This window comes from Gardnerella sp. KA01001 (assembly GCF_049244025.1).
Taxonomy (GTDB): domain Bacteria; phylum Actinomycetota; class Actinomycetes; order Actinomycetales; family Bifidobacteriaceae; genus Bifidobacterium; species Bifidobacterium swidsinskii.
In genome coordinates this window covers 121,075-146,030 of record NZ_CP058366.1, presented here as the reverse complement: position 1 = coordinate 146,030, position 24,956 = coordinate 121,075, and the positions used below count along the sequence as shown (strand labels likewise).

32 protein-coding genes, 1 tRNA gene and 2 pseudogenes are annotated in these 24,956 nt (G+C 47.0%); 34 read left to right on the top strand and 1 reads right to left on the bottom strand.

Going from position 1 to position 24,956, the window contains the following annotated elements; all coding sequences use genetic code 11:
- Positions 1–14 precede the first annotated feature (14 nt).
- The 27 genes from rpsS to HXT59_RS00565 all read left to right on the top strand — a co-directional run bounded on the left by rpsS (position 15) and on the right by HXT59_RS00565 (position 14,577).
- Positions 15–293, top strand: a complete 279-nt coding sequence (gene rpsS, locus HXT59_RS00695; RefSeq protein ID WP_004114357.1) for a 30S ribosomal protein S19 — start codon at positions 15–17, stop codon at positions 291–293.
- A 16-nt stretch (positions 294–309) separates the two neighbouring features.
- Positions 310–669: a 50S ribosomal protein L22 gene (gene rplV / locus HXT59_RS00690; protein ID WP_004105510.1), complete on the top strand. Its 360-nt coding sequence runs from the start codon at positions 310–312 to the stop codon at positions 667–669.
- A 2-nt stretch (positions 670–671) separates the two neighbouring features.
- Entirely contained in the window at positions 672–1,490 is an 819-nt protein-coding gene (rpsC, locus tag HXT59_RS00685) for a 30S ribosomal protein S3 (protein ID WP_004574090.1), read from the top strand.
- A 4-nt stretch (positions 1,491–1,494) separates the two neighbouring features.
- Positions 1,495–1,914 carry a 50S ribosomal protein L16 gene (gene rplP, locus HXT59_RS00680; RefSeq protein WP_004109684.1) on the top strand — a complete coding sequence of 140 codons (420 nt, stop codon included), beginning with the start codon at positions 1,495–1,497 and terminating at the stop codon, positions 1,912–1,914.
- On the top strand, positions 1,914–2,165 hold the full coding sequence (gene rpmC, locus HXT59_RS00675) for a 50S ribosomal protein L29 (protein WP_004105502.1): 252 nt from the start codon (positions 1,914–1,916) through the stop codon (positions 2,163–2,165). Before rplP ends, rpmC begins: the two co-directional genes overlap by 1 nt.
- Positions 2,166–2,167: 2 nt before the next feature.
- Positions 2,168–2,434 (top strand): 30S ribosomal protein S17, encoded by a 267-nt coding sequence (gene rpsQ / locus HXT59_RS00670; protein ID WP_004114365.1) that lies wholly within the window; start codon positions 2,168–2,170, stop codon positions 2,432–2,434.
- Positions 2,435–2,524: 90 nt separating this feature from the next.
- Entirely contained in the window at positions 2,525–2,893 is a 369-nt protein-coding gene (gene rplN, locus HXT59_RS00665; protein ID WP_004574089.1) for a 50S ribosomal protein L14, read from the top strand.
- Between the two features lies 1 nt (position 2,894).
- Positions 2,895–3,230 (top strand): 50S ribosomal protein L24, encoded by a 336-nt coding sequence (gene rplX / locus HXT59_RS00660; RefSeq protein WP_012913827.1) that lies wholly within the window; start codon positions 2,895–2,897, stop codon positions 3,228–3,230.
- Positions 3,227–3,799, top strand: a complete 573-nt coding sequence (rplE, locus tag HXT59_RS00655) for a 50S ribosomal protein L5 (protein ID WP_004109679.1) — start codon at positions 3,227–3,229, stop codon at positions 3,797–3,799. Before rplX ends, rplE begins: the two co-directional genes overlap by 4 nt.
- A gap of 1 nt (position 3,800) precedes the next feature.
- Positions 3,801–3,986 (top strand): type Z 30S ribosomal protein S14, encoded by a 186-nt coding sequence (locus HXT59_RS00650; RefSeq protein WP_003808046.1) that lies wholly within the window; start codon positions 3,801–3,803, stop codon positions 3,984–3,986.
- Between the two features lie 86 nt (positions 3,987–4,072).
- Positions 4,073–4,471 (top strand): 30S ribosomal protein S8, encoded by a 399-nt coding sequence (rpsH, locus tag HXT59_RS00645; RefSeq protein ID WP_004105495.1) that lies wholly within the window; start codon positions 4,073–4,075, stop codon positions 4,469–4,471.
- Between the two features lie 16 nt (positions 4,472–4,487).
- Positions 4,488–5,027: a 50S ribosomal protein L6 gene (rplF, locus tag HXT59_RS00640; RefSeq protein ID WP_004109673.1), complete on the top strand. Its 540-nt coding sequence runs from the start codon at positions 4,488–4,490 to the stop codon at positions 5,025–5,027.
- A 1-nt stretch (position 5,028) separates the two neighbouring features.
- Entirely contained in the window at positions 5,029–5,400 is a 372-nt protein-coding gene (gene rplR / locus HXT59_RS00635; protein ID WP_004109670.1) for a 50S ribosomal protein L18, read from the top strand.
- Entirely contained in the window at positions 5,397–6,125 is a 729-nt protein-coding gene (gene rpsE, locus HXT59_RS00630) for a 30S ribosomal protein S5 (RefSeq protein ID WP_004574087.1), read from the top strand. Before rplR ends, rpsE begins: the two co-directional genes overlap by 4 nt.
- On the top strand, positions 6,125–6,307 hold the full coding sequence (rpmD, locus tag HXT59_RS00625) for a 50S ribosomal protein L30 (RefSeq protein WP_004105491.1): 183 nt from the start codon (positions 6,125–6,127) through the stop codon (positions 6,305–6,307). Before rpsE ends, rpmD begins: the two co-directional genes overlap by 1 nt.
- Positions 6,308–6,309: 2 nt before the next feature.
- Positions 6,310–6,765, top strand: a complete 456-nt coding sequence (gene rplO / locus HXT59_RS00620; protein ID WP_004109667.1) for a 50S ribosomal protein L15 — start codon at positions 6,310–6,312, stop codon at positions 6,763–6,765.
- Positions 6,766–6,959: 194 nt separating this feature from the next.
- Complete coding sequence (gene secY / locus HXT59_RS00615; protein WP_004574086.1) at positions 6,960–8,303, top strand: preprotein translocase subunit SecY; 1,344 nt, start codon at positions 6,960–6,962, stop codon at positions 8,301–8,303.
- 28 nt (positions 8,304–8,331) lie between these two features.
- Positions 8,332–8,892 carry an adenylate kinase gene (locus tag HXT59_RS00610; RefSeq protein WP_012913828.1) on the top strand — a complete coding sequence of 187 codons (561 nt, stop codon included), beginning with the start codon at positions 8,332–8,334 and terminating at the stop codon, positions 8,890–8,892.
- 142 nt (positions 8,893–9,034) lie between these two features.
- Entirely contained in the window at positions 9,035–9,253 is a 219-nt protein-coding gene (infA, locus tag HXT59_RS00605) for a translation initiation factor IF-1 (protein WP_004105485.1), read from the top strand.
- Positions 9,254–9,273: 20 nt separating this feature from the next.
- Positions 9,274–9,387: a 50S ribosomal protein L36 gene (rpmJ, locus tag HXT59_RS00600; protein WP_003842636.1), complete on the top strand. Its 114-nt coding sequence runs from the start codon at positions 9,274–9,276 to the stop codon at positions 9,385–9,387.
- Positions 9,388–9,531: 144 nt separating this feature from the next.
- Complete coding sequence (rpsM, locus tag HXT59_RS00595) at positions 9,532–9,909, top strand: 30S ribosomal protein S13 (protein ID WP_004105472.1); 378 nt, start codon at positions 9,532–9,534, stop codon at positions 9,907–9,909.
- An 83-nt stretch (positions 9,910–9,992) separates the two neighbouring features.
- Complete coding sequence (gene rpsK, locus HXT59_RS00590; protein ID WP_004105468.1) at positions 9,993–10,391, top strand: 30S ribosomal protein S11; 399 nt, start codon at positions 9,993–9,995, stop codon at positions 10,389–10,391.
- A gap of 79 nt (positions 10,392–10,470) precedes the next feature.
- Positions 10,471–11,466 carry a DNA-directed RNA polymerase subunit alpha gene (locus HXT59_RS00585; protein ID WP_004574084.1) on the top strand — a complete coding sequence of 332 codons (996 nt, stop codon included), beginning with the start codon at positions 10,471–10,473 and terminating at the stop codon, positions 11,464–11,466.
- Between the two features lie 77 nt (positions 11,467–11,543).
- A complete protein-coding gene (gene rplQ / locus HXT59_RS00580) occupies positions 11,544–11,978 on the top strand; it encodes a 50S ribosomal protein L17 (protein ID WP_004129014.1) in 435 nt (144 codons plus the stop codon).
- A gap of 127 nt (positions 11,979–12,105) precedes the next feature.
- Entirely contained in the window at positions 12,106–13,365 is a 1,260-nt protein-coding gene (locus HXT59_RS00575) for an Mbeg1-like protein (protein ID WP_004109646.1), read from the top strand.
- A 118-nt stretch (positions 13,366–13,483) separates the two neighbouring features.
- Positions 13,484–14,401 (top strand): tRNA pseudouridine synthase A, encoded by a 918-nt coding sequence (locus HXT59_RS00570; protein WP_012913829.1) that lies wholly within the window; start codon positions 13,484–13,486, stop codon positions 14,399–14,401.
- Positions 14,402–14,491: 90 nt separating this feature from the next.
- Positions 14,492–14,577 (top strand) — tRNA-Ser (locus HXT59_RS00565).
- A gap of 782 nt (positions 14,578–15,359) precedes the next feature.
- Here the strand turns inward: HXT59_RS00565 and HXT59_RS00560 are convergent.
- Complete coding sequence (locus HXT59_RS00560; protein ID WP_415685056.1) at positions 15,360–16,361, bottom strand: hypothetical protein; 1,002 nt, start codon at positions 16,359–16,361, stop codon at positions 15,360–15,362.
- Between the two features lie 170 nt (positions 16,362–16,531).
- On the opposite strand from HXT59_RS00560, the gene nusA reads away from it, so the two are divergent.
- From nusA to HXT59_RS00525, 7 genes and pseudogenes are all read left to right on the top strand, one after another.
- A complete protein-coding gene (nusA, locus tag HXT59_RS00555) occupies positions 16,532–17,614 on the top strand; it encodes a transcription termination factor NusA (protein WP_116440348.1) in 1,083 nt (360 codons plus the stop codon).
- Positions 17,615–17,932: 318 nt separating this feature from the next.
- Positions 17,933–18,080: pseudogene (locus HXT59_RS00550) on the top strand (translation initiation factor IF-2 N-terminal domain-containing protein); the annotation flags it as partial.
- Between the two features lie 176 nt (positions 18,081–18,256).
- A pseudogene (gene infB / locus HXT59_RS00545) lies at positions 18,257–20,797 on the top strand (translation initiation factor IF-2); the annotation flags it as partial.
- A 2-nt stretch (positions 20,798–20,799) separates the two neighbouring features.
- Positions 20,800–21,354, top strand: coding sequence for a 30S ribosome-binding factor RbfA (gene rbfA / locus HXT59_RS00540; RefSeq protein ID WP_004109626.1), 555 nt, complete (start codon positions 20,800–20,802; stop codon positions 21,352–21,354).
- 48 nt (positions 21,355–21,402) lie between these two features.
- Positions 21,403–22,506, top strand: a complete 1,104-nt coding sequence (gene truB / locus HXT59_RS00535; protein ID WP_004105445.1) for a tRNA pseudouridine(55) synthase TruB — start codon at positions 21,403–21,405, stop codon at positions 22,504–22,506.
- A 61-nt stretch (positions 22,507–22,567) separates the two neighbouring features.
- Entirely contained in the window at positions 22,568–23,812 is a 1,245-nt protein-coding gene (gene ribF / locus HXT59_RS00530) for a bifunctional riboflavin kinase/FMN adenylyltransferase (protein ID WP_421783908.1), read from the top strand.
- Between the two features lie 90 nt (positions 23,813–23,902).
- Positions 23,903–24,946, top strand: coding sequence for an ADP-ribosylglycohydrolase family protein (locus tag HXT59_RS00525; protein WP_421783906.1), 1,044 nt, complete (start codon positions 23,903–23,905; stop codon positions 24,944–24,946).
- Positions 24,947–24,956 lie beyond the last annotated feature (10 nt).

Here is a 24,956-nt window from a genome sequence, read left to right as displayed (position 1 = left end):
GGAGTGTCGAATAGATGACTCGTAGCATCAAGAAGGGCCCTTTCGTCGACGCCCACTTGCAGAAGAAAGTCGACGAGCAAAACGACAAGGGTACGCACAATGTCATTAAGACTTGGTCGCGTCGTTCGATGATCACTCCTGATTTCATTGGACACACCTTTGCCGTACATGATGGCCGCAAGCATGTGCCGGTATTCGTTACCGAAGCCATGGTTGGTCATAAGCTCGGTGAGTTCGCCCCGACCAAGACCTTTAAGGGTCATGTGAAGGACGACAAAAAGGCACGCCGCTAAAGGAGAGTTAGGACACATGGAAGCTAAAGCAATCGCTCGTCACGTTCGCGTGACGCCGCGCAAGGCTCGCCGCATGGTCGACCTCATCCGAGGCAAGCGTGCAAGCGAAGCTATTACCATTTTGAAGTTTGCTCCTCAGGACGCATCATTGCCGGTGCGCAAGGTTCTTGAAAGCGCGATTGCTAACGCTCGCGTTAAGGCTGAAAAAGCCGGTGAACCATTCCGTGAGCAGGACTTGGTCATCAAGGAAACCTATGTGGACGAGGGTGTAACGCTTAAGCGTTTCCGTGCTCGTGCACAGGGTCGCGCTGCGCGCATTAACAAGCGCACAAGCCATATCACTGTTATCGTCTCGCTTAAGGAAGGAGCCCGCTAAAGATGGGTCAGAAGATCAATCCTTTCGGCTATCGCCTGGGCATCACCGAGAATCATCGCTCTAAGTGGTTCTCTGACTCCAACAAAGCTGGCGAGCGTTATCGTGACTTCGTCCTTGAGGATGACAAGATTCGCAAGGAAATGAGCCATGACCTCGAGCGTGCTGGCGTATCTCGTATCGTTATCGAGCGCACTCGTGATCGCGTTCGTGTAGATATTCACACTGCTCGTCCGGGTATTATCATCGGTCGTCGTGGCGCTGAAGCTGAGCGTGTTCGCGCAAAGCTCGAGAAGCTCACAGGCAAGCAAGTACAGCTCAACATCTTCGAAGTGAAGAACGCTGCACTTGACGCTCAGTTGGTTGCTCAGGGAATTGCGGAGCAGTTGACAAACCGTGTTACATTCCGTCGTGCTATGCGTAAGGCACAGCAAGATGCAATGCGTGCAGGTGCCAAGGGTATCCGTATCAAGCTCTCCGGTCGCCTTGGTGGTGCCGAAATGAGCCGCTCTGAGTTCTATCGCGAGGGTCGCGTTCCACTGCAGACCCTTCGTGCCTTGATTGATTACGGCTTCTTTGAAGCTAAGACCACATACGGTCGTATCGGCGTAAAGGTCTGGATCTACAAGGGTGATATGACCGAGCGTGAGTTCGAAGAGCAGCAGGCTCAGCAGGGTAAGCGTGAAGGTCGTCGTGGTGGCGATCGTCGTCCACGTCGTGGCGCACGTCCTGCTAACCAGCAGAAGGCTGCTGAAGCACAGGCTGAAAAGCCAGCTGAAGCTGCAGCTGCTGAAGCTCCTGCCGCAACGGAAACGAAGGAGTGAGCAGATGCTTATCCCAAAGAGGACTAAATATCGTAAGCAGCACCGTCCTACCCGTAGCGGCATGTCTAAGGGTGGCACCGAGATCGCTTTCGGCGATTTTGGTATTCAGGCGCTGGCTCCGGCTTACATCACTAACCGACAGATCGAGGCAGCTCGTATCGCAATGACTCGCTACATTAAGCGTGGCGGTCGTGTGTGGATTACGATCTTCCCAGATCGTCCATTAACCAAGCACCCGCTTGGTGCGCGAATGGGTTCCGGTAAGGGTGCTCCAGAATTCTGGATTGCCAACATCCACCCAGGACGCGTAATGTTCGAGATCGGTGGTGTTTCTGAGGACATCGCTCGCGAGGCTTTGCGCCGCGCTATCGATAAGCTCCCAATGAAATGCCGTGTTATTGCGCGTGAAGGCGGTGACATCTGATGCCAGTCGGAACTGCAGACTACACCATCAAGAATTTGAACGAGAAGACAAATGCTGAGATTGAAGGCTTCTTGAAGAAGTCTAAGGAAGAGCTATTTAACTTGCGCTTCCAGGCAGCAACTGGTCAACTCGAAAACAGCGCTCGCCTCAAGGCGGTCAAGCACGACATTGCCAGGATGTATACTATCCTGCGTGAGCGTGAACTCGGCATCAGCCAAGAGCCTGGCGCCACTGAGGTCAAGGAGAAGTAAGCATGGCTGAGAACCAAGAGCGCAACTTCCGCAAGGTTCGTCGCGGCTACGTCGTGTCCGAGGCCATGGACAAGACAATCGCCGTTGAGCTGGAGCAGCGTTCGACACACCCGCTTTACGGTAAAGTCGTTCGCTCCACCCGCAAGGTCAAAGCCCATGATGAACACAATGAGGCACATATTGGCGACCTCGTGAGTATTATGGAAACTCGGCCACTGAGCAAGACCAAGCGTTGGCGTCTCGACTCGATTATCGAGCGCGCCAAGTAAACAAGTTCGGCAAGGCTCCGCGCTTCACCTGTGTCTGCTAATGTGTAGACACAGGTGAGTGGGGAGAACCAGCTCGGCTAAGGAGAATCAATGATTCAGCAGGAAACGCGGCTTCATGTCGCCGACAACACGGGTGCTAAGGAGTTACTTGCCATCCGCGTGCTCGGTGGATCGAAGCGACGCTATGCCGGCATCGGCGACATCATCGTCGCCTCCGTCAAGGACGCGATCCCTGGCGGGTCGGTCAAGAAAGGCGACGTAGTTAAGGCTGTCGTCGTCCGTACTGTCAAGGAGCATCGCCGTGTCGATGGTTCCTATATTAAGTTCGATGAGAACGCCGCCGTAATTCTCGGCTCCGGTCGTGAACCAAAAGGCACTCGTATCTTCGGACCAGTCGGTCGTGAATTGCGTGATCAGCGCTTCATGAAGATTGTGTCCCTTGCTCCGGAGGTGATCTGATATGGTAGCCAAGATTAAGTCCGGCGACCAGGTGAAGGTCATTCGCGGCAAGGATCGCGGTAAGGAAGGCAAAGTAGTTCGTGTACTAGCCGATGACCGTTTGATTGTAGAAGGCGTTCAGATCGTTAAGAAGCACGTTCGCGCCACCCAGCAGGGTCAGCAGGCGGGCATTGTTTCGGTTGAGGCTCCAATCCATCGCTCTAATGTGATGGTTATTGATCCAGAGACCAAGCAGCCTACACGCGTTGGCGTGATTGTTAAGCAAGAGGCTCGTGACGGCAAGGTTAAGACCGTGCGCGTGCGTGTCGCCAAGAAGTCCGGAAAGGAGCTGGCATGACCGATACTACAGTTGAGTTGCCGGCAACTCCGCGCTTAAAGCAACAATACAAGGATGAAATCGTACCAGCCTTGGAGAAAGAATTCGGCCACACTAATCCTATGCAGGTGGCTCGCGTGCAGAAGGTTGTCGTCTCTATGGGTGTCGGCGCTGCAGCTCGTGATTCTAAGCTCATTGAAGGTGCGATTAAGGATCTCACTTTGATTGCCGGCCAGAAGCCAAAGGTAACTAAGGCAAAGAAGTCTGTCGCTCAGTTCCATTTGCGCGAAGGTCAGGCTATCGGTGCTTACGTAACTCTTCGTGGCGATCGTATGTGGGAATTCTTGGATCGTTTGCTCACTCTGGCTTTGCCTCGTATCCGCGATTTCCGTGGTATCAATGGCAACCAGTTTGACGGTCAGGGTAATTACAACTTTGGTCTTACGGAACAGTCTATGTTCCATGAGATTGATCCTGACTCGATTGATCATCAGCGTGGTATGGACATCACCGTGGTGACTACCACCAAGGACGATGTGGAGGCCAAGTCTTTGCTTAAGCACCTCGGTTTCCCATTCAAGGAGAACTGAAATGGCAAAAACCGCTCTGAAAAACAAGGCGGCCGCCAAGCCGAAGTTCAAGGTACGCGCTTATACGCGTTGCCAGGTTTGTGGTCGTCCTCACTCCGTGTATCGCAAGTTCGGTCTGTGCCGCATCTGCCTTCGTGAGAAGGCTCATCGCGGTGAGTTGCCGGGTGTTACGAAGTCCAGTTGGTAAATATCGACGCTGAAGGTCCACTGCTTGAAGACAAAGTTCTCATATAGAGGCGGTGGAAACCACGGCGAGAAAGGGCGTTAGCCCACATGACAATGACAGATCCAATCGCAGACATGTTGACACGTCTGCGTAATGCGAGCGCGGCAAAGCACGATACCGTGGAAATGCCGTACTCCAAATTCAAGGCGAATATCGCCGAGATTCTGAAGCACGAAGGCTATATTAAGGACTTCGCTGCTAAGGAAGCTAAGGTTGGACAGACGTTGGAAATTACGTTGAAGTATGGCTCCAATGGCCAGCGTTCTATCCAAGGCATCAAGCGCATTTCTAAGCCAGGCTTGCGTCGTTACGCAAAGTCTGATGCTTTGCCAATGCCTCTTGGTGGCCTCGGTATTGCTATTATCTCGACCAGCTCGGGATTGTTGACTCAGAAGGAATGCCTCGATCGAGGCATTGGCGGCGAAATCGTCGCCTACGTATGGTGAGAAAGGAGAGCTGAAGATGGCATCGCATATTGGTAAGCTCCCCGTCGACATTCCTGCAGGCGTGGAAGTAAAGATTGAAGGTCAGTCCTTCAGCGTCAAAGGCGCTAAGGGTTCTGATTCTTATGAAATTCCAGAGGGAATCACCGCAGCAGTCGCTGACAATCAGATTGTTCTGACTCCAGTTGACGATTTGCGTCCAACTCGTGCAAAGCATGGTTTGGCTCGCGCAATTGTTGCTTCTATGGTGAAGGGTGTACATGAAGGCTACACCAAGACTTTGGATATTGTCGGTACCGGTTATCGTGCAGTGATGAAGGGCAAGGGCATTGAGTTCTCGCTCGGTTATTCTCACACTATTACCGTTCAACCACCGGCAGGTATTGAGTTCGAGTTGCCAAATCCTAACCAGGTAATCGTAAAGGGCACCGATAAGCAGACTGTTGGTCAGGTTGCTGCTAACATTCGTAAGCTTCGTGCTCCAGAACCTTACAAGGGTAAGGGTATTAAGTACACCGATGAACGTATCCTGCGCAAGGCTGGAAAGGCTGGTAAGTGATATGAGCGTTAAGATTTTCGGTAAGGGTACCAAAGTCGCACGTTTGCGTCGTCACGCCCGTCTTCGTAAGCACATTGCCGGCACATCTGAACGTCCTCGTTTAGTTGTTTCCCGTTCTAACCGTCATATGGTTGCTCAGATTGTGGATGATACCAAGGGAATTACTTTGGTAAGTGCTTCCACTTTGACTGCTGACTTCGCTGGTTTCACTGGCACGAAGACTGAAGCTGCAACCAAGGTTGGCGAATTAGTAGCGGCTAAGGCGAAGGAAGCGGGTATCACCGCTGTAGTCTTCGACCGTGGCGGTAACAAATATCATGGTCGCGTCGCAGCAGTGGCTGAAGGCGCCCGTCAGGGAGGTCTGGCACTGTGAGCGACAACGAAAAGGAAACCCAAGTGGCTGAAGAAACTCAGAACACTCAGGCATCCGCTGAGGAGCGTAACGATGATCGTCGTTCTCGCCGTAACAAGGGCGAGGGTAAACGCGGCGAACGTCGTAATCGTCGTGAAGAAAACCGTGGCGAAGAGCTTCTGGATCGCGTAGTTACTATTAACCGTGTTTCCAAGACCCACAAGGGTGGTCGTACCTTTAGCTTTGCAGCACTTGTTGTTGTTGGCGACGGTAAGGGCACTGTTGGTGTTGGTTACGGCAAGTCTCGCGAAGTTCCAGCTGCTATTGCTAAGGGTCAGCTTGACGCTAAGAAGCATATGTTCACTGTTCCACGCATTCGTGGCACCGTCACTCATCCAGTGCTCGGTCACGATGCTGCTGGTACTGTGTTGCTCCGTCCAGCTGCTCCAGGTACTGGTGTAATTGCTGGTGGTGCTGTACGCGCTGTTATGGAATGCGCCGGCATCACGGACATCCTCACCAAGTCCATGGGCTCTGCAACTGCTGTAAACGTAGTGCGTGCTACTGTGGACGCTTTGAAGAAGCTCGAAGAGCCAGAAGAGATTTCTGCTCGTCGTGGTCTTTCTCTTGAGGAAGTCGCTCCTGATGCTTTGCTCCGTGAGCGTGCTGCTGGCATTGCCGAAGCTCGCAAGGCTCGCGAAGAAGCTCAGGCCGCCAAGGCATCTGAAGCAAAGGATGGTGAGTGATGTCAAATTTGAAGATCACTCTGGTGCATGGTTTAGTTCATACAACTGAGCGCCAGCGCGCGAATGTTCATACGCTCGGCCTTCATAAGATTGGTCACAGCGTAGTTCGCGAGGACACCCCCGTCAATCGTGGCTTGGTTATGGCCGTTCGTCACTTGGTGAGCGTCGAGGAGGTCGACTGATTATGGCTAACGAAGAACCAATGCTGCATATGCACACGTTGCGTCCAGCTCCAGGAGCTAAGAAGGATCGCATCCGTGTAGGTCGTGGTGAAGGCTCTAAGGGTAAGACCTCAGGTCGTGGTGATAAGGGCACAAAGAAGCGTTATCAGGTTCGTCCTGGCTTCGAAGGTGGTCAGCTCCCACTGTACATGCGCTTGCCTAAGTTGCGTGGCTTCAAGAGTCCTTTCAAGAAGGAATTCCAAGTCGTCAACGTTGCAGATCTTGCTGACCTTTTCCCAAAGGGTGGCGAGGTTACTGTAGCTGACCTTATTACTAAGGGCGCTGTACGTGATGGCTATCCTGTAAAGGTTCTTGGCGATGGTGAATTGACTGTTGCTTTGACTCTTAAGGGTATGAAGGCTTCTGCTTCTGCTAAGGCAAAGGTTGAGGCTGCCGGCGGCTCCATCAGCGAAGAGTAGTTAAAGGCTACTTAAAGCTTGATGCAGTTATAAATCTGTGATAGTCCCTCTAGCATTGTCTAGAGGGACTATTTTTATCACCAAAACTCACAATAACCTATTTCAGTAGGTACCGTGGGTTAAACTATCGTCTCAGAGTTTGTTTTTTGCACTGTTGCGCCTAGGAGTGCGCGAAAAAAGGGAGGAAGACCCAGGTGAAAACGTTAATCCAGGCCTTCAGGACGAAGGAGTTGAGGAACAAGATCCTCTTCGTCTTCGCTATGATAATTATTTATCGTATTGGTTCATTTATTCCGATTCCGGGTGTGGACTATAAAGTTGTGCACGCTTGCACTGTTAAATTAGCTTCATCGAGCGAGAACTTTATTGGGTTAGTTAACTTGTTCTCAGGTGGCTCGCTGTTGCAGCTTTCTATTTTTGCTTTGGGTGTTATGCCTTACATCACTGCTTCCATTGTGATTCAGCTTTTGCGCGTGGTTATTCCTCGCTTCGAAGCTCTTCATAAGGAAGGTCAGTCTGGAGAAACAAAGCTTACGCAGTACACGCGTTACCTAACTATTGGATTGGCAATTTTGCAATCTACTACGATTTTGGTAACAGCACGTACGGGTGCTTTGTTTAATTATCAGTGCGGAAATAATATTATTCCAGACGGAAGCATGTGGAGCCTTATTGTCATGGTTTTGATCATGACTGGCGGCACTGGTCTTATTATGTGGATGGCAGAACTCATTACCGATAAGGGTATCGGTCAAGGCATGTCTGTCTTAATCTTTATGTCTATTTGCTCTGGCTTCTTACCAAAGCTTTGGGAGATTGGTTGGGGAACCAACGGTTCTAATGGCGATTGGAATAAGTTCGCTATTGTTGGTGGCGTTTTGATTGTTATCCTCATATTTGTTGACTTTGTTGAGCTTGCTCAGCGTCGTATTCCTGTGCAGTATACGCGTCGCATGATTGGCCGAAAAATGTATGGCGGCTCTTCGACTTATTTGCCATTAAAGGTAAATATGAGTGGTGTTATTCCACCAATCTTTGCTTCGTCAATTCTTGCTGTTCCTACCCTTATTGCTCAGTTTGGAGATAAGAGCAAGGCTTGGGTGAATTGGATTGAAGCTAATTTGGCTAATTCCACTTCTGCTTGGTATATTGCGTTTTACACAGTAATGATTGTGTTCTTCTGCTTCTTCTACACAGAGATTACTTTTAATCCTGATGAGACTGCAGATAACATGAAAGAGTATGGTGGCTTCATACCAGGCATTCGCGCTGGTAGTGCTACAAGTCATTATCTTAGCTATGTTATGAATAGGTTGAATACTGTCGGTGCTATTTATTTGCTCTTTGTTGCATTGATTCCTACCGTTTTGATTATGGCTTTGCATTTGAATACAAAATTGCCATTTGGTGGTACAACAATTTTGATTATTGCTGGCGTTGGTTTGGATACGTTGCGTCAAGCAAAGGCTCAGACTGAACAATTCCAGTATGCTGGTTTCTTGTTCAAGCATGATGAGCAAAAGCAAGTATCTAAGTAACTACAGTTAGTGAGCTAAGGAGATGAATATGCGATTACTAATTATGGGTCCACAGGGCGTTGGAAAAGGCACTCAGGCCGCTTTGTTAAGTGAGCATTATGGCATTCCAGCGATTTCTACTGGTGATATTTTCCGCTATAACCTTAAGAATCATACTGAGCTTGGAAAACAGGTTCAGGGATATCTTGACAAGGGCGAGTTGGTTCCAGATGAGCTGACTAACAGCATTGTTAAGGATCGTCTTGCTCAGGACGATGCAAAGAGCGGCTGGATTCTCGACGGTTATCCTCGCAACGCTTCTCAGGTTCAAGCTTTGGATCGTATGTTGGAAGAGCTTGGCACTCCTCTCGATCACGTTGTGGCTCTCGAGGCTGAGCGCGATGTTTTGCTCGAACGCATGCAAAAGCGTGCAGTGGAGCAAGGTCGTTCTGACGATACTCCAGAAGTAATTGCTAAGCGTTTAGAAACGTATGAGAAGGAAACAGCTCCATTGCTTGATATCTATGATAGCCGCGGTCAGTTGGTTGAAGTAGATGGCGTTGGAGATATTAAGGAAATCAATAATCGCATTGTTGAATCACTTAATTAAGTAGTGCGTTTTTAAATTTAAAAAGTAAAATGCGTTCTGTTCGACACGCCGAGTGTTGAATGGGACGCATTTACTGTATTATAAAAGATTGGCGTGTCTTCGGATGCGCAAAGTAGTATGCCCAAGGAACGGAACGAGGCTCATGGCAAAAGACGGTGTGATTGAAGTCGAAGGCACGGTAGTAGAAGCACTACCAAATGCGATGTTTCGCGTTCAGCTTGAGAATGAGCACATTGTTTTAGCTACGATTTCTGGTAAGATGCGTAAAAATTATATTCGCATTCTTCCTCAAGATCGTGTAGTGCTAGAAATGAGCCCTTACGATCTAAATCGTGGGCGTATTACGTACCGTTATAAGTAAGGTACAAGCAAAGGAAAACCATGAAGGTCAGCCCTAGCGTGAAGAGGATCTGCGAAAACTGCCGCGTGATCCGCCGTCACGGCCGCGTCATGGTGATCTGCATTAACCCACGTCATAAGCAGCGTCAGGGCTGAGCAGATTTCCATCGCGGAATACAAAGAATAAGGCGCTAAGTCACAGCCTAAGCTGAACCCTGGGTGCGCAGGCCCAGGCCGCACTTAATTTCTATTAGTGCGGAAGACTTGGTGCACGACCTGCGTAACAGTAAAGGAATTACAATGGCACGTCTTGCCGGAGTAGATATTCCCAATGAGAAGCGCATTGAGATTGCCCTCACCTACATTTTTGGTGTTGGTCGTACTCGCGCTAAGGAAACGCTTGCCGCGACCGGTGTTAATCCGGACACTCGCGTCAAGGATCTTACGGATGAACAGCTGATCACCTTGCGTGATTATCTTGAGGCCAATTACAAGATTGAAGGCGATTTGCGTCGTGAGATTGACGCTGACATCCGTCGTAAGATTCAGATCAACTGCTATCAAGGCCAGCGTCATCGCAAGGGTCTTCCTGTGCGTGGTCAGCGTACTAAGACTAATGCTCGTACTCGCAAGGGTCCGAAGCGTACTGTCGCCGGGAAGAAGAAGGCCACCCGATAGTAGTCGGTGGTCGGCTCTAGGCCACGGATATATTTCCATCGTCTAGACATACCAACTCATTCGTCATTAGGAAACGAGGGTCAATGGCAGCTGCAAAGCAAGCCTCGCGCAAGCCGCGTCGCCGGGACCGCAAGTCGGTGCCGGTTGGGCAGGCGCATATTAAATCAACATTCAATAACACGATTATCTCCATTACCGATCCATCCGGTGCAGTCCTTTCTTGGGCTTCCGGCGGTGATGTCGGCTTTAAGGGTTCCCGTAAGTCGACTCCTTACGCTGCAGGTATGGCTGCTGAGTCTGCTGCACGCAAGGCAATGGAGCATGGCCTCAAGAAGGTCGACGTGTTTGTTAAGGGTCCAGGTTCCGGTCGTGAAACCGCTATCCGTTCCCTCCAGTCCGCGGGTCTCGAAGTTGGTTCTATTACCGACGTTACCCCACAAGCGCATAACGGCGTACGCCCACCAAAGCGTCGCCGCGTCTGAGCACTCTTACGAATCCATCCATCCAACCCGCTTATGGGCGGCGAGTGCACCACCGACCAGAAGCTGAAAGGATACCAAAGTGCTTATCGCACAGCGTCCGACACTTACCGAGGAATCACTGAATCCCCAGCGTTCTCGCTTTACTATTGAGCCGCTGGAACCAGGTTTTGGCTACACTCTCGGCAATTCGCTGCGTCGTACCTTGTTAAGCTCTATTCCAGGTGCTGCCGTTACTTCGGTTCGCATCTCTGGAGCTTTGCATGAGTTTACGACTCTGCCAGGTGTTGAAGAAGATGTCACTGAAATTCTGCTGAACATCAAGGGCATCGTGCTCACGAGTGAGTACGACGAGCCTGTAGTGATGTATTTGCGCAAGAATGGTAAAGGTGAGGCCACTGCTGGAGATATTACTCCTCCAGCCGGTGTTACTATTGCTAATCCTGACTTGCATATTGCTACACTCGCAGAAGATGGTGAACTTGAAATTGAGTTTACTGTTGAACGCGGTCGCGGCTACGTGCCAGCTCAGATGAACAAGCAGGAGAACAGCGAAATCGGCCGCATCCCTGTGGATTCGATCTACTCACCAGTTTTGAAGGTGAGCTATAAGGTCGAAGCTACCCGCGTGGAACAGCGCACGGACTTCGATAAGCTCATCCTGGATGTGGAAACCAAGCCAGCTATTACACCGCGTGATGCAGTTGCATCTGCAGGCTCGACTTTAGTTGAGCTTTTCGGTCTTTGCCGTGAGCTTAACGTTGATGCTGAAGGTGTTGAAGTTGGTCCAGCGCCAACTCATGATGAAGCTGATTCTCAGTTGGCTATACCGATTGAAGATATGAATTTTACTCAGCGTAGCTATAATTGCTTGAAACGTGAGGGTATTCATACAGTCGGCGAACTGGTAGTTCACACTGAGCAGGATTTGCTCGATATTCGTAATTTCGGCATGAAATCCATCGATGAAGTTAAAGAGAAGTTGCAGGCAATGGGTCTGTCTTTGAAGGCTTCACCGATTGGCTTCGACGCCAATAATCTCGAAGGTGGCACTTTCTTCTCGCCTGAAGACGAGTAAGTTCCGCCTGCAATCGTCGTAACGTTCGGATGTTCGGGTTGATGCCCACCTGAACGATGCGACAATAAGGAGTAATAATGCCTACACCGAAACAAGGCCCTCGTCTGGCTTCTAGCCCGGCTCATGAGCGCCTGATGCTGGCCAATATGGCGACCAGCCTCTTCCAGCACGGTCGTATCGTAACGACGTTGCCAAAGGCAAAGCGTCTTCGTCCGCTTGCTGAGCGTTTGATTTCGTTCGCTAAGCGTGGCGATTTGCATTCGCGTCGTCGTGTGTTGCGTGTAATTCGCAACAAGTCCGTGGTTCACGTGCTTTTCACTCAGATTGCTGAGCAGATGAAGCAGCGTGAAGGTGGTTACACACGTATCGTGAAGATTGCTCCACGTCGTGGTGATACCGCTCCTCAGGCAATTATTGAGCTCGTAACTGAGCCAGTAAGCCCAAAGAAGGCTGTTGTGAAGGAAGCTGAAGCAGCTACCAAGGTTGCAGCTAAAGAAGAAGCTGCCGAGTAGTTTGCATTCCAGCTTTACGCATCGGTAAAGTGAATCTTAAAGCAAGCGTTTAATCGCTTCTTGAAGAATTGCTAAAACGAGTCGAGGATTTCCTCGGCTCGTTTTTTGTTTGTATTATTATTAAGTTATGCCGAATATTTTGGATCAAGTAAGAAGCGATTTTCGTACTTTTGCTCAAAGAAGTTTTAATTCTGTTGATGCTTTGATTTTGTGTGAGCTTTCATACATAAATATGCCAAAATCTATTCCGCTATATAACAGTGAGTCAAAAGTTATTTCGACTACGCCTATTTACGATCTGCTACGTTTTGAAGATTTTTCGTCGATGTTTTCTTCTGGAGTAGCTAAGGTTGATAAGTTTCGTCAAGAGTTACTTTTTGCAGTTGCAGCTAATCCGCGCTACAGAGGTATTAAAGTAGGGGAAATTCTTGAACGATTTGATAAATCGAATGCTCATGAATCTTGTGAACAGCAGTTTGCTGGTGTTACTTTTGACCTTAGTTCTTGTGAAGGAATTGATAATCCGAATACTATTGTTGTTGCTTTTAGAGGAACTGATAATACGCTTGTTGGGTGGAAAGAAGATTTTAATATGGCCTTTCGCTGCCCAATTCCAGCTCAGGAGTCAGCAGCAGAATATTTAATTTCTGTAACACAAAGATATAGTAAATATATTGCAAAAAAAGCTAGTTTATTACAAAAAATTTCCTCGTTTTTCGCAAAATCAACTAATTCGAAGCGTGACAATTGCGATAACAATAATAAGCGCGATAATAATAACAAGCGCAATAACAGCCCGAATATTATTGTCACAGGTCATTCAAAAGGTGGGAATATGGCGTCCTATGCTACTATGCGATTGGATGCGGAAAATGAAAAACTTGGCAATCTTGTATCTAAAATTTATTCAATGGATGGGCCGGGTTTTGCAAATGATGTAGTAGATACTAGCGTTTTTTCGTGCGTGGCAAGTCGAATAGAGAAAGTTGTGCCGCAATCTTCGATTATTGGGCTTCTTATGGATAATGGATTGCCATATAAAGTAGCTAGGGCTGATTCTGTTGGTTTAATGCAACATTTTGGCATGTATTGGCATGTTGAGGATGGTGATTTTGACTATCGAGATGAAGTTACTGCTCGCGCTGCTGCAATCGCAAAAGCTATGAATTCTTGGATGTTTGATTTGCCTGTTGAGGAACGAAAACGCAGGATTGATAGTGTGTATAACGTTTTGTCGAGTTTAGGTTATCCTACTTTTGATTTATTGGGTTCTCATTGGTCTGAGCTTGTGCCAAAATTACTTGGAATGGCAACGCACTTGGATGCGAAGTCTTATGAGCTTATACGCGGAATTATTGCTGCTGTTGCTGGCGTAGGCGTGAAGTAACTGTGGTGAAGCAAGCTTTATGAGTAACTGTAGATGGAAAGTAATACTAAGCGGAAGCAACTGTAAACGGAATTTAATTGCGGAATTATTTAGTTATGACGAATGGAAGGTTTTTTAAATGCGACTTCGCTTAGATTTAGCGTATGATGGCGGCGGATTTTACGGTTGGGCTAAGCAGCCTACTTTGCGCACCGTGCAGGGTGAAATTGAGGGGGCTTTGCATACAGTATTGCGCGTTCCAGAAGGGGATTCTGCTGAGCCGTTGCGCCTTACTGTGGCTGGACGTACGGATACGGGCGTGCATGCATCGCATCAGGTTTGTCATCTTGATGTTTGTGAAGAAACTTTATTGCGATGCGTAGGTCATACCGGATTGGACGGTGTTTGCGCGCTCGAGTACAGGCTTAAGCATGTTTTGCCACAAGATATTTCGTTGCATAAGGTTAGCGTTGCGCCCATTGGTTTTGATGCACGCTTTTCTGCGTTAGAGCGCACGTATGTGTATCGTATTTGCGACGCTTCTGATTATTGTGATTATGACCCTCGTATGCGCGGTTTTGTTTTGAAACTTGATGATGTTTTGGATGTTGATGCAATGAACCAGGCTGCGAGGCTTATGATTGGCCTTCACGATTTTGGATCTTTTGCGCGCCCTAATCCTGGAGGCACTACTATTCGCGATGTAAAAAGTGCCTGTTGGGAACGCGTGGGAACGCGTGCTAATGACGTGCGCGTTAAGCTTAAAACTGGATGCGTGCCGCCTGTTGAGCAGGGTTTGCTTGAGTTTACTATTGTTGCTGATGCTTTCGCTCACAATATGGTGCGCTCTCTTGTGCAAGCTTGTGTGCAGATTGGGTGTGGTAAGCGCACGCTTGATTGGTTTGTTGAGAAGATTAATACGCCGCTTCGAGAAGGTTCTACTGGTCCTATTGCGCCGCAAGGTTTGACTTTAGAATATGTGGCGTATCCGCCAGATAATGAGCTTGCAGAGCGTGCAGAAAAGATTCGCGCTCGCCGTGATTCTGCTGAGTTATAGCGTTTCAACTCGCCATAAATTTATATTCGCGCCATGGTTTACAATTGAAAAGTTGCGTTTGCGCGCGATTTTGTTGCGCGAATCGTAAGTGGATGAATGTCCGAGCGGTCTAAGGAGCACGCCTCGAAAGCGTGTGAGGGTAAAATCCTCCGCGAGTTCGAATCTCGCTTCATCCGCAGAATAATAAGCTTCAAGCGTATTTCGCGCTTGAAGCTTTTTTATTCTGCCGAGCTTGCTCAGGTTGGAAGCACAGTGTGCTTCCAACGCAAGCGAGGTCTTTCTGCGTCAATAAAGACGCAGAAAGTGTGGGCTAGTGTGTTTAACGTAGTGTGTTAGGTTTGTGTTGCCGTATTTCGCGCTTGAAGCTTTTTAGGGTTATAGGCCAAAAAGTGTGTAAAGCTAAGCTGATGAGTATTCTGTGGCATAAACTAGCCTCAGCACTGTTAAAAACTCAGTCAAGTATCTTAAGAAAGTAACGGTCATATGTTACTCGCGCAGTACGTAATCTGCGTTAGTAACAGCCTTTGACGATTTATTGTTAAATACTCAGCTAATACATGCTTCGAACGCCGCTTAACATAAGAAATAACCTACATTCGATATACTGCGAGCCTTACTGCTATAAGGGTTATGAGCTTATTTTTTACACACTTTTTGTCCAGGTGGCGAATGTGCAGAAAACAGATTCGATTACCGCAAAACCCTTGTATTGCAAGATCTAAGACATGATTTCTTACACACTTTTTGGCCTATAACCCTAATCCGCGCGAACTTTCTCTCGCGTTTGGAGTGTTTGAGGTTGTGTGACCCTCCATCTGTGAGAGAGTCTCCTCGTGTTTGGAGCGTTTTGTTTTGGAAATTGCTCCAAACGTGCGCAACTTATCTCGCGTTTGTGGTTAAGTCCTATTTTGTGTGTAAAAGGGAATGCCCTATAGGCTAAAAGCCCCAAGGTTAAGTTTTACTTCAAAATAAGCTTTGTATCAGTAGGATACCCAAGTTCATAAGCTCTTAACAGTCTAGATGTGATTAATTGCACAATTGCATTTTTAAGAGTTTGTTGGGCGCGCATTACAGAATCGTTATCATCGCTTTTTGCAGTAACGTTATTCTCGGATGCATTATTATTTTTTGACGTAATCGTTATTATTTGATTAAAAGCAGCTAGTTCTTCTCTAGCGCAATCCATGTAAGCTATAGCGGTAATCGGCAGATCTTTTCCGCTTACTGAATCATGTGTTTTTCCGCTTTCTAACGTCTCTTGAGGAATATCGTAAACTTTTTTGCGCAAGTCTGTTCCTTCTCCTGCAACTCGCATAAGAGTTTGAGCGTTTGTCGACGCCATATCGCTGTATTCCAATGTTATATTTTGCTCTTTTCTCGCTGCTAGTGTTTGTAAAATAAAAGCAAGTTTGTCTTCAGCTTCTGCAGCTTGAGCTAAGGGTTGATGTGTCCATTTGAAGTTTTTGTAATGATTTATTACTTCTATAAGATTCGCGTATGAATCGTGCTCCATTTGTTGCGCTGTTGTAGTTTTTGTATTTTCTGAGCTTTCGTTTCCGCTTTTATTGCTTACATTATTTGAATTTTCGTTACTATTTTTCTTCGAAAGCATTTCCCATTGAGCTTGCGTGCTGTATATAATGCTTTCACTTAATCTTCCTGGGCATTGCTGAGCGACAGTTTTCCAATATTTTGCTGCGGTTTCAAAATTCTTAATGGATGTGTTGTTTTGGTTCTTTTTGATTTCGCGCTGCTTTTTTTGCGCAAGTCTGTATGCTTTAGCACATGCATTTTCTGGAGCTGCTGTGTGAACTGTATGCTCGACGTGAATGTTTTGTAATGTTCCACAGGCTGTTAGCAGTGGAGATATTAAAACGCATATAAGAAGCACGAGTGCTCTGGCAATACTGCGTTTTACTTGTTTGCGCATGTCATTTAACAAAACATAAAGTGTCTGCATAATCTACTAAAATAGCCACTGACTGTGACCAATATCGATTTATTAATTTGGTATTTGTTCTAAGTCTGCAACAATTAAAGCTAACTGTCGTTAGAAGAAAAAATAAGTGTGCTTTAATAGTTACAATTAATAATCATAAATTAATGCGTTATAACGAGAGGACGTGCGCGATGGAATTGGATTTGGCGGGAATGCATCAGCTTGCGGCACAGCAGGGGATTAATGCCGAGGAGCTGGACGAGGCGCTCGCCGAGGCCTTGCGTCTTGCGTATATGAAAACCGCTCATCCTGCAAAGCATGTGCGAGTTGAATTGGACGAACGTGCAGGTTCGTTCACTGTGTGGGCTAGGGATGAAATTCCTGGTAAACCTACTGAAGATAACCCGTATCCAGCTCCAACGCTGGGAGAGGAGTATGACGATACTCCTCATGATTTTGGTCGTTTAGCTGCTGCAACGGCTCGTCAAGTTATTAGTCAAATTTTCCGTAAAGCTGAAGATGATCGCGTGTTTGGTGCGTTTTCTGGTCAAAAAGGAAAGCTTATTAACGGCATTATTCAACAAGACGCAAAAGATAGTACTAACATTCACGTTGCTGTTGGAGACGTTGAAGCTATTTTGCCGCGTCGCGAGCAGGTTCCAGGTGAACGTTACCGCCATGGTGAGCGTATTCGCGTATATGTTGTAAATGTTGCTCGTGGTCTGCGTGGTCCGGAAATTGTTGTTTCACGTTCACATCCTGAATTAGTTCGTCGTCTTTTTGAGCGAGAAGTGCCGGAACTTGTTTCTGGAGCAGTTTCTATTATGTCGATTGCACGTGAAGCCGGAGCTCGCACAAAGATTGCTGTTAGAGCTAATACTGAAGGTGTGAATCCAAAGGGTGCTTTAATTGGTCCTGGCGGTTCACGCGTGCGTGCTGTAATGGAAAACTTGGGTCAAGAGAAAATTGATATTGTCGATTGGTCGTCTGATCCAGCAAAGTTTGTTGCTGCTGCTCTTTCGCCTGCTACTGCTACACAAGTGCAAGTAGTGAGTGAAAAGAATCAAACTGCAGTTGCTTTTATTCATGATGCTCAGCTTTCTCTTGCTATTGGTAAAGAAGGTCAGAACGCTCGTTTGGCTGCAAAGTTGACTGGTTGGAAGATTGGTATTGAGTCTGCGGAAGAGCATGCTAAGAAGGTTGCTGCAGCTCAAGCACAAAATGCTCAGCCTGCTTCAGCTGATTTGAATAATAACGCATCTGCTGCTGAATAGATTGTTAATTGAGAAGTGCTAAATATTTTTAGATTGATATTTCCGCAATGTTTAGCACTTCTTGATTGTTTATTTTGTTAGTGGTGTGCAAATAAAGTAGTCTCTCGCGTGGCATTTAGCGACACTCGAGTCAATCCAACGTTTCGAGTATGCTAAAAGCTGGAATCTGGGCGAAAGGCAATCGCCATCGTCCGGCGGGAGACGAGGTATAAGATCATGGTCGCACGATGATATATCGCACGATAATAAATAATAAGCTCGCAATAATGTAAAGTGGTCGCGTGTACTAGCGCTGCCACAGACAGAGGAGAACACTGAGTGGTTAAAAAGCGCGTGTATGAACTGGCCAAAGAATTTGGTGTAGACAGTAAAACCGTGTTGGAGCGTTTGAAGAGCATGGGCGAATTTGTTAAGTCTGCTTCTTCAACAGTTGAGGCTCCAGTAGTTCGTCGTTTGCAAACAGCGTTAGCATCTGACGGAAATAAGTCCGAAAAGGCATCTAGTGCAAGTAAGCCTGCTGCGCCAAAAGCTAAGCCTCAAGCTAAGCCGCAGGCTAAACCTCAAGCTAAAGATTCGTCACACAGTGATTCTGTAGCTGGCTCTTCTGCTAACCAGCCTGTGCACAACACAGCTTCTCATTTTGTTCCAAAGCCGGGTGCAAATCATACTCGTTCAAACAATCCTTCGCGTTCTAATGCTGCTGCCGGCGAAAATAGAAAAAATGATCGTCGCAATGATAATCGTGATAATCGCGGCGAATCGCGACAGCAAGCTCAAGGTCAATCTCACTCAGATCGTTCACAGATGCCTCCTCGCCCTCGTCCGCACCAGAATGCACAAGGTGCAGGCGCATCTGCTCCACGTCCTGGTAATAATCCGTTTAGCCGTAAGCAAGGTATGCGTGCTCCTACACCTGGAGATATTCCACGTCCTCATCCGATGTCTCGTCCTGGTGCTGAAAATGGCCGCGGTGGTCGTCCAGGTCAAGCTGGCTCTGGACCTCAAGGTTCGCGTGGTGAACGTGCAGAACGCGGTGGCCGCTCGCGTGGTGGCCGCTCTGGTCAAGGTGGCGCACGCTCATCGCAGTGGTCGGGTCAGCGTCGTGGTCAAGGTGGCGCAGGTGCTGGCTCTGGTGCATCTTCTCGCCCATCTGCAGAATCTCGTTTTGCATCTCAAGGAGCTAGCTTCCAGGCTGCTGCAGCAGGCGCACCTAATGGTGGTCCATCGCGTGGCGGCGGTCGCGGTCGTGCAGGAGCTGCAGGCGCATTCGGTCGTCAAGGTGGTAAATCTTCTAAGGCTCGTAAGAATCGTTTAGCGAAACGTCGTGAATACGAAGAGCTTAAAGCACCAGTGATTGGCGGCGTGCGTATTCCTTCTGGTAACGGCGCTACGATTCGCTTGCGTCAAGGCGCAACTCTTTCTGATTTGGCGGAAAAGATTGATGTAAATCCAGCAGCTTTGGTAACTGTGCTCTTCCACTTGGGAGAAATGGCAACATCTACACAATCTTTGGATGAATCAACATTCCAAATTTTGGGTGAAGAAATCGGCTGGAATATCAGCATTGTTTCTGCTGAAGAAGAAGATAAAGAGCTTTTGCAGCAGTTTGACATCGATTTGGACGAAGAAGAGCTGCAAGAAGATGACGATTTGCAATCTCGTCCGCCTGTTGTTACTGTTATGGGTCACGTCGATCACGGTAAAACTCGCTTGCTTGATACCATCCGTAAGTCGAATGTTATCGATCGCGAAGCAGGTGGCATTACTCAGCGTATCGGTGCTTATCAAGTAACTGTAAATCTTGAAGGAAAACCTCGTAAGATTACGTTCCTCGATACTCCAGGTCACGAAGCGTTTACTGCTATGCGTGCTCGCGGTGCTGAGCTTACAGACGTTGCAATTCTTGTTGTTGCAGCAGACGACGGCGTAATGCCTCAGACTGTTGAAGCTATTAACCACGCTCAAGCTGCTCATGTGCCAATTGTTGTGGCTGTGAACAAGATTGATGTTGAAGGTGCTAATCCTGAAAAGGTTCGCGGTCAGCTTACAGAATACGGTTTAGTTGCTGAAGAATACGGCGGCGACACCATGTTTGTGGATATTTCTGCAAAGCAGGGCACTAACGTCAATAAGCTTCTTGAAGCTGTGTTGTTGACTGCTGACGCTGAGCTTGATCCTAAGGCAAATCCAAATATGGATGCTCGCGGTGCAACTATCGAAGCTCGACTCGATAAGGGTCGTGGTGCTGTTGCTACTGTTCTTGTGCAGCAAGGTACTCTTCACATTGGTGATTCTATTGTTGCTGGCACTTCTTATGGCCGTGTGCGCGCTATGCTTGACGAGAACGGCAAGCATTTGCAGGATGCGGCTCCTTCCACTCCTGTTCAGGTGCTTGGTTTAACTTCTGTTCCAACCGCTGGCGACTTGTTCTTGGTTACTTCGGACGACCGTTCTGCTCGTCAAATTGCTGAAAAGCGTGCAGCTACAGAGCGTGCAGCTCAGCTTGCTAAGCGCCGCAAGGTTGTGTCTCTTGAAAGCCTTAAGGAACAGTTCGCTAAGTCTGAAGTTGACATGCTGAACATCGTTATTAAGGGCGATTCTTCTGGTTCTGTTGAAGCTTTGGAAGATTCCTTGATGAAGATTGAGGTCTCTGAGGAAGTTGGCATCCAGGTTATTCACCGCGGTGTTGGTGCAATTACTCAGAATGATGTGAACTTGGCAACTGTCGATAAGGCTGTGATTATTGGCTTCAACGTGCGTCCAAACCGTCAAGTTGCTGATTTGGCAGACCGTGAAGGCGTGGAAGTTAAGTACTACTCAGTTATTTACAAGGCAATCGAAGATATCGAAGCTGCTTTGAAGGGTATGCTTAAGCCAGAATTCGAAGAAGTTGTTACTTCGCATTCCGAAATTCGCGAAATCTTCCGTTCTTCCAAGTTCGGCAATATTGCTGGTGTTATGGTTCAAGATGGCGAAGTCAAGCGCGGTACGAAGTGCCGTATTTTGCGCGACGGCGTTGCTACAGTCAACGACCTGGAGATTTCCAGCTTGCGTAGGTTTAAGGATGACGTGCAATCCGTTAGCGAAGGTTACGAAGCTGGTATTAATCTCGGCAGCTTCAATGACATTGAGCTTGGCGATATAATCGAAACCTTTGAAATGAAGCAGATTGAGCGCAAGTAATTATGGCAGGAACGAATCCTAGAGCTGCACGTATTGCAGCATTAATTCAGCGCGTAATCGCTTCTAATATGGAATCGCATTTGCATGATAAGCGTTTGGCGAGTGTGACTATTACGGAAGTGCGCGTTACGAACGATTTGCAAATTGCAAAGGTTTACTGGACGCAACTTGGTCACGAAGGTAAAGAGCAGGGCGAGCGTCAGCGTGCAGCACAAGCTTTGCAGCAGGCTCACGGTCGACTGCGCTCTTTGGTCGGTGCAAAAGCTGGATTGCGTTTGACTCCCCAATTGCAATTTATTTATGACGAAGTGCCATCTGAAGCGCATGAAATTGAGGATATTCTTGTTGCAGCTCGTCATCGTGATGAAGAATTAGCTAAGTTGCGTGAAAATGCTAAGTATGCTGGCGATGTCGATCCGTATAAGAAGCCGCGCGAAGTTGAAGAATCTGACGATGACTTTGACGATGATAATTTCGACGACGACGATTTTGACGACGACGATGACTTTGAAAGCGACGACTTTGAAGGCACGTCTGAATCGTCTGACAACAATTAAATCTCAAAGCAAACTCAATGTGAATCGTATAGTAGCTAGATTTAACTTATGTGCATACCAGATTCAGGATTACTGCTTGTAGATAAGCCGCAAGGTGTTACAAGTCACGATATTGTTGCATGCGCTCGTCATTTGTTGCATACAAAGCGAGTTGGGCACGCAGGAACGCTTGATCCTATGGCAACAGGATTGTTAATCATAGGTTTTGGCAATGCAACGCGACTTTTAAATTACATGTTGGGGCACAATAAAACCTATGAAGCAGTAATCCGCTTAGGAGAAGCAACTACTACTGATGATGCAGAAGGTGAAATTCTTCCGAATGACGCATTAAATATAGGTCCGGGGGTTCACGTCGCTAATAAAGACATGTCTTTTGAAAAGTCACTGTCTTTTGAGCGAATTAAGCAAGTTGTTAGCGAAAATTTAGTAGGCAAAATTATGCAAGCTCCTACTGCTTTTTCTGCTATTAAAATTAATGGTCAACGCGCTTATGATTTAGCGCGCGAAGGAAAATCAGTAGAGATTGCTCCTAGAGAGATATTTGTTAGTGATTTTTCAGTGAGCAATCCTCGAATTACTAGGGGAGTGAGTGGGAAACTCGTATGCGATATATCTGCAAAAGTTTCTTGCAGTAGTGGAACATATATTCGCGCTTTAGCTCGTGATTTAGGTCGCTTACTAGGAGTTGGTGGACATCTTACTCAGCTTCGTCGCACTAGCGTTGGTGATTTTTCGGTTACTGATTCGCGAGTTCTTAAACTTCGCTCGCAAATGCGAGAATTTACTGATCGCAATGGAGTATTGCAGCATCGCTCAAAAGCAGTTCCTAGTGACGATTTTGACGCAAATAATATGCTTCCTAAAATTTGCTTAAATATGATGGATGCAGCTTCGCATTCGCTTCCAACTTTAAGCATTGATGAGAATCAAGCTAAAGACTTACGTTTTGGGCGCTGGATTGAGCTTAAATCTGGCATAAATTACGAAAATTATCCTGCAATAGCGTACGTTTCAAACGCAAATACTGAGGAATGTGACGTTGTTGCAGTAGTTGAATTGACAAAAAATATAAAAAGTAATCAAATCAAACCAATTGTGGTATTTCCGGCAAGCGAGAAGACTGGTAAACTAGATAAGTATTTAAAATAACGAATTGCGTATTTTGCGTAGTTTGCTTGAGTAATGCTTGAACGCGGATAGTAAGGATATCATGAAGGTCATCGACATTCGACCAGATGCCAACGGCATGATTAATTGGCCAACGTTAAGTGCGGAGCGTAAAGCGGTTGTTACCATTGGCGTATTCGACGGTATGCACAAAGGTCATCGCGAGGTTATTCGTCGTACTGTGGATCTTGCGCATCGTCATGGAGCGTTTTCAGTAGTGATTATGTTTGATCCGCGTCCAAGCGTAGTGCATGCTAATCCTGATTTATACGATGATTTTGGCGACGTTAATTCTAAACTCCCGGACGATCCGGATGCTCTTACAAGCGTGCGTCAACGTTTGCGTGTGATGTCACAGTTGGATGTTGATCATGTTGTGATTGTGCGCTACAGCCTTGCTTTTGCTGCAAAATCGTACCGTTTCTTCTTAGGTCAGCTCGTTGGAAAGCTTGGTATGCGAGCATTAGTTCTTGGCTCTGATGCTGCGCTTGGTGCTCGTCGTGCTGGTGATATTAAAGCAATTCGTGAGTTGTCTCAAGCAACTGGAGTTTTTGAGCTTATTGAAGTAGAGGATTTGGGTCCAGATGACGTTCGCGTGCCTGATCCTATTGTTCGTGAAGTTCCACAGGAACCTGGAGATCCTAAAGATCCTTCTGAGGGCATGAATAAAGCTGAATATCGTGCTTGGAGCAAGAGCATGCCAAATAAGAAAGTGCGTGCTTGGAGTTCTACAAATGTGCGCTGGATGTTGGCTACTGGTCGAGTCAAAGAAGCGCGTGAAATTTTGGATCAGCCGCATCGCGTTGAAGGAACAGTAGTTCATGGAGACGAGCGTGGGCGCGAGATTGGATTCCCAACAGTAAATCTTGGCGAAAAAATTGAAGGCTATGTGCCAGTTGATGGCGTGTATGCAGGCTGGGTTGTTGATTTAGATGCTGACAATAAGAACGATGTCAGACCATCGAAAAATGCTGTTCCAGATGTGAGTGTTTTGCGTCGTGATGAGCTTCATTTAGGCGTTCATTCTCCGTGGCGTTGGCCTGCTGCGATTTCTATTGGAACTAAGCCAACATTTAATAAAGATGGCGAAGAAGATGCAGAGCGCACTGTTGAAGCTTACGGATTGTTCGACGATTGGAAAGACTTGTACGGGCATCGTGTTTGCATTGAGTTTGCTAGTTTCTTGCGCCCGCAGCAGACTTTTGATTCGGTTGATGCGCTAAAAGATATGCTCAAAGCTAATGTTGAGCAAGTGCGCGAGATTACAGATGCTGAGTCTGAAATCTGATTTTGATATTTGTTTAGCTGCGTTTAATTGCGTTTAGCTTATAGCCCAAGTGCTTTTAAAATTGTGTTTGCTAAAGCATAAAATATACTTATGATAAACGCATCAATCAATCTTGAGCAAAGTGAAACATATAATCGCGCGTTTGGAGCTATTGTTGGTCTTGCTATAGGCGATGCGCTTGGAATGCCAACTCAAAGCATGAGTGCTCAAAGCATACGCCGTTTTTATGGCGGTCCAATTACAAGGTTAATGGATGCTGTAAGTCAGCAGCCAATCGCGCCAAATATGAAAGCAGGTTCCGTAACTGATGATACGGAGCAAGCTTTTTTACTTGCTGAACGCATAATCGCAGATAATGGCAATATTGACAACAACAAGTATGCGCAAAATCTTTTAGATTGGGAAGATGCAATGCGCGAAAAAGGTTCCTTGGATTTGCTAGGACCGTCAACTAAGTCAGCTTTAAAAGCGCTTGTAAATGGAGTAAGTCCTGAAGAAACAGGCAAATTTGGCACAACTAATGGTGGTGCAATGCGTGCGACGCCAATTGGCATTGCTTTCAAACCAGGTGAATCGCTTGCTAAGGCAGCCAGAAAATCATGCTTAATTACTCACAATACGACTCAAGGAATTGAATCTACAACTCTTATTGCTGCGGCAGTAAGTTTAGGTATTGAAGGTTGTGAGAATCCGCTTAAAGAAGCAATAAAATTCGTAAAATCGCTTCCAAAGTATGGCAATTGGAGCGCAAAAGCAAGCGTTATAAGTAGGGTCGAATTTTTCACTAAAAAAGCTGAAGAGTTGAGTTTCGCATCTGTTAGTGACGAAGAATTTGCGGAAATACTCCAAAATGATTGTGGTACAAGTGTTGAAGCTAATGAATCCGTAGCTGCAGCTTTCGCAATTGCAACTCGCTTTGCGAATGAACCAACCAAAGCTGCGTGTTTTGCAGCATCGATTGGCGGAGATACTGATACGATTGCTGCAATGTGCTCTGCGATGTTGGGCTCACAGTATGGGTTGCAAGTATTCGATGAAAAAATACGAGAACGCGTTTTAGAGAATTTGCGAATTGAACACTGCTATGACGTAGAAAAGACAGTGTATGATTTGTGCTTAATTAGAAAAAATTAGAAGATTGAGA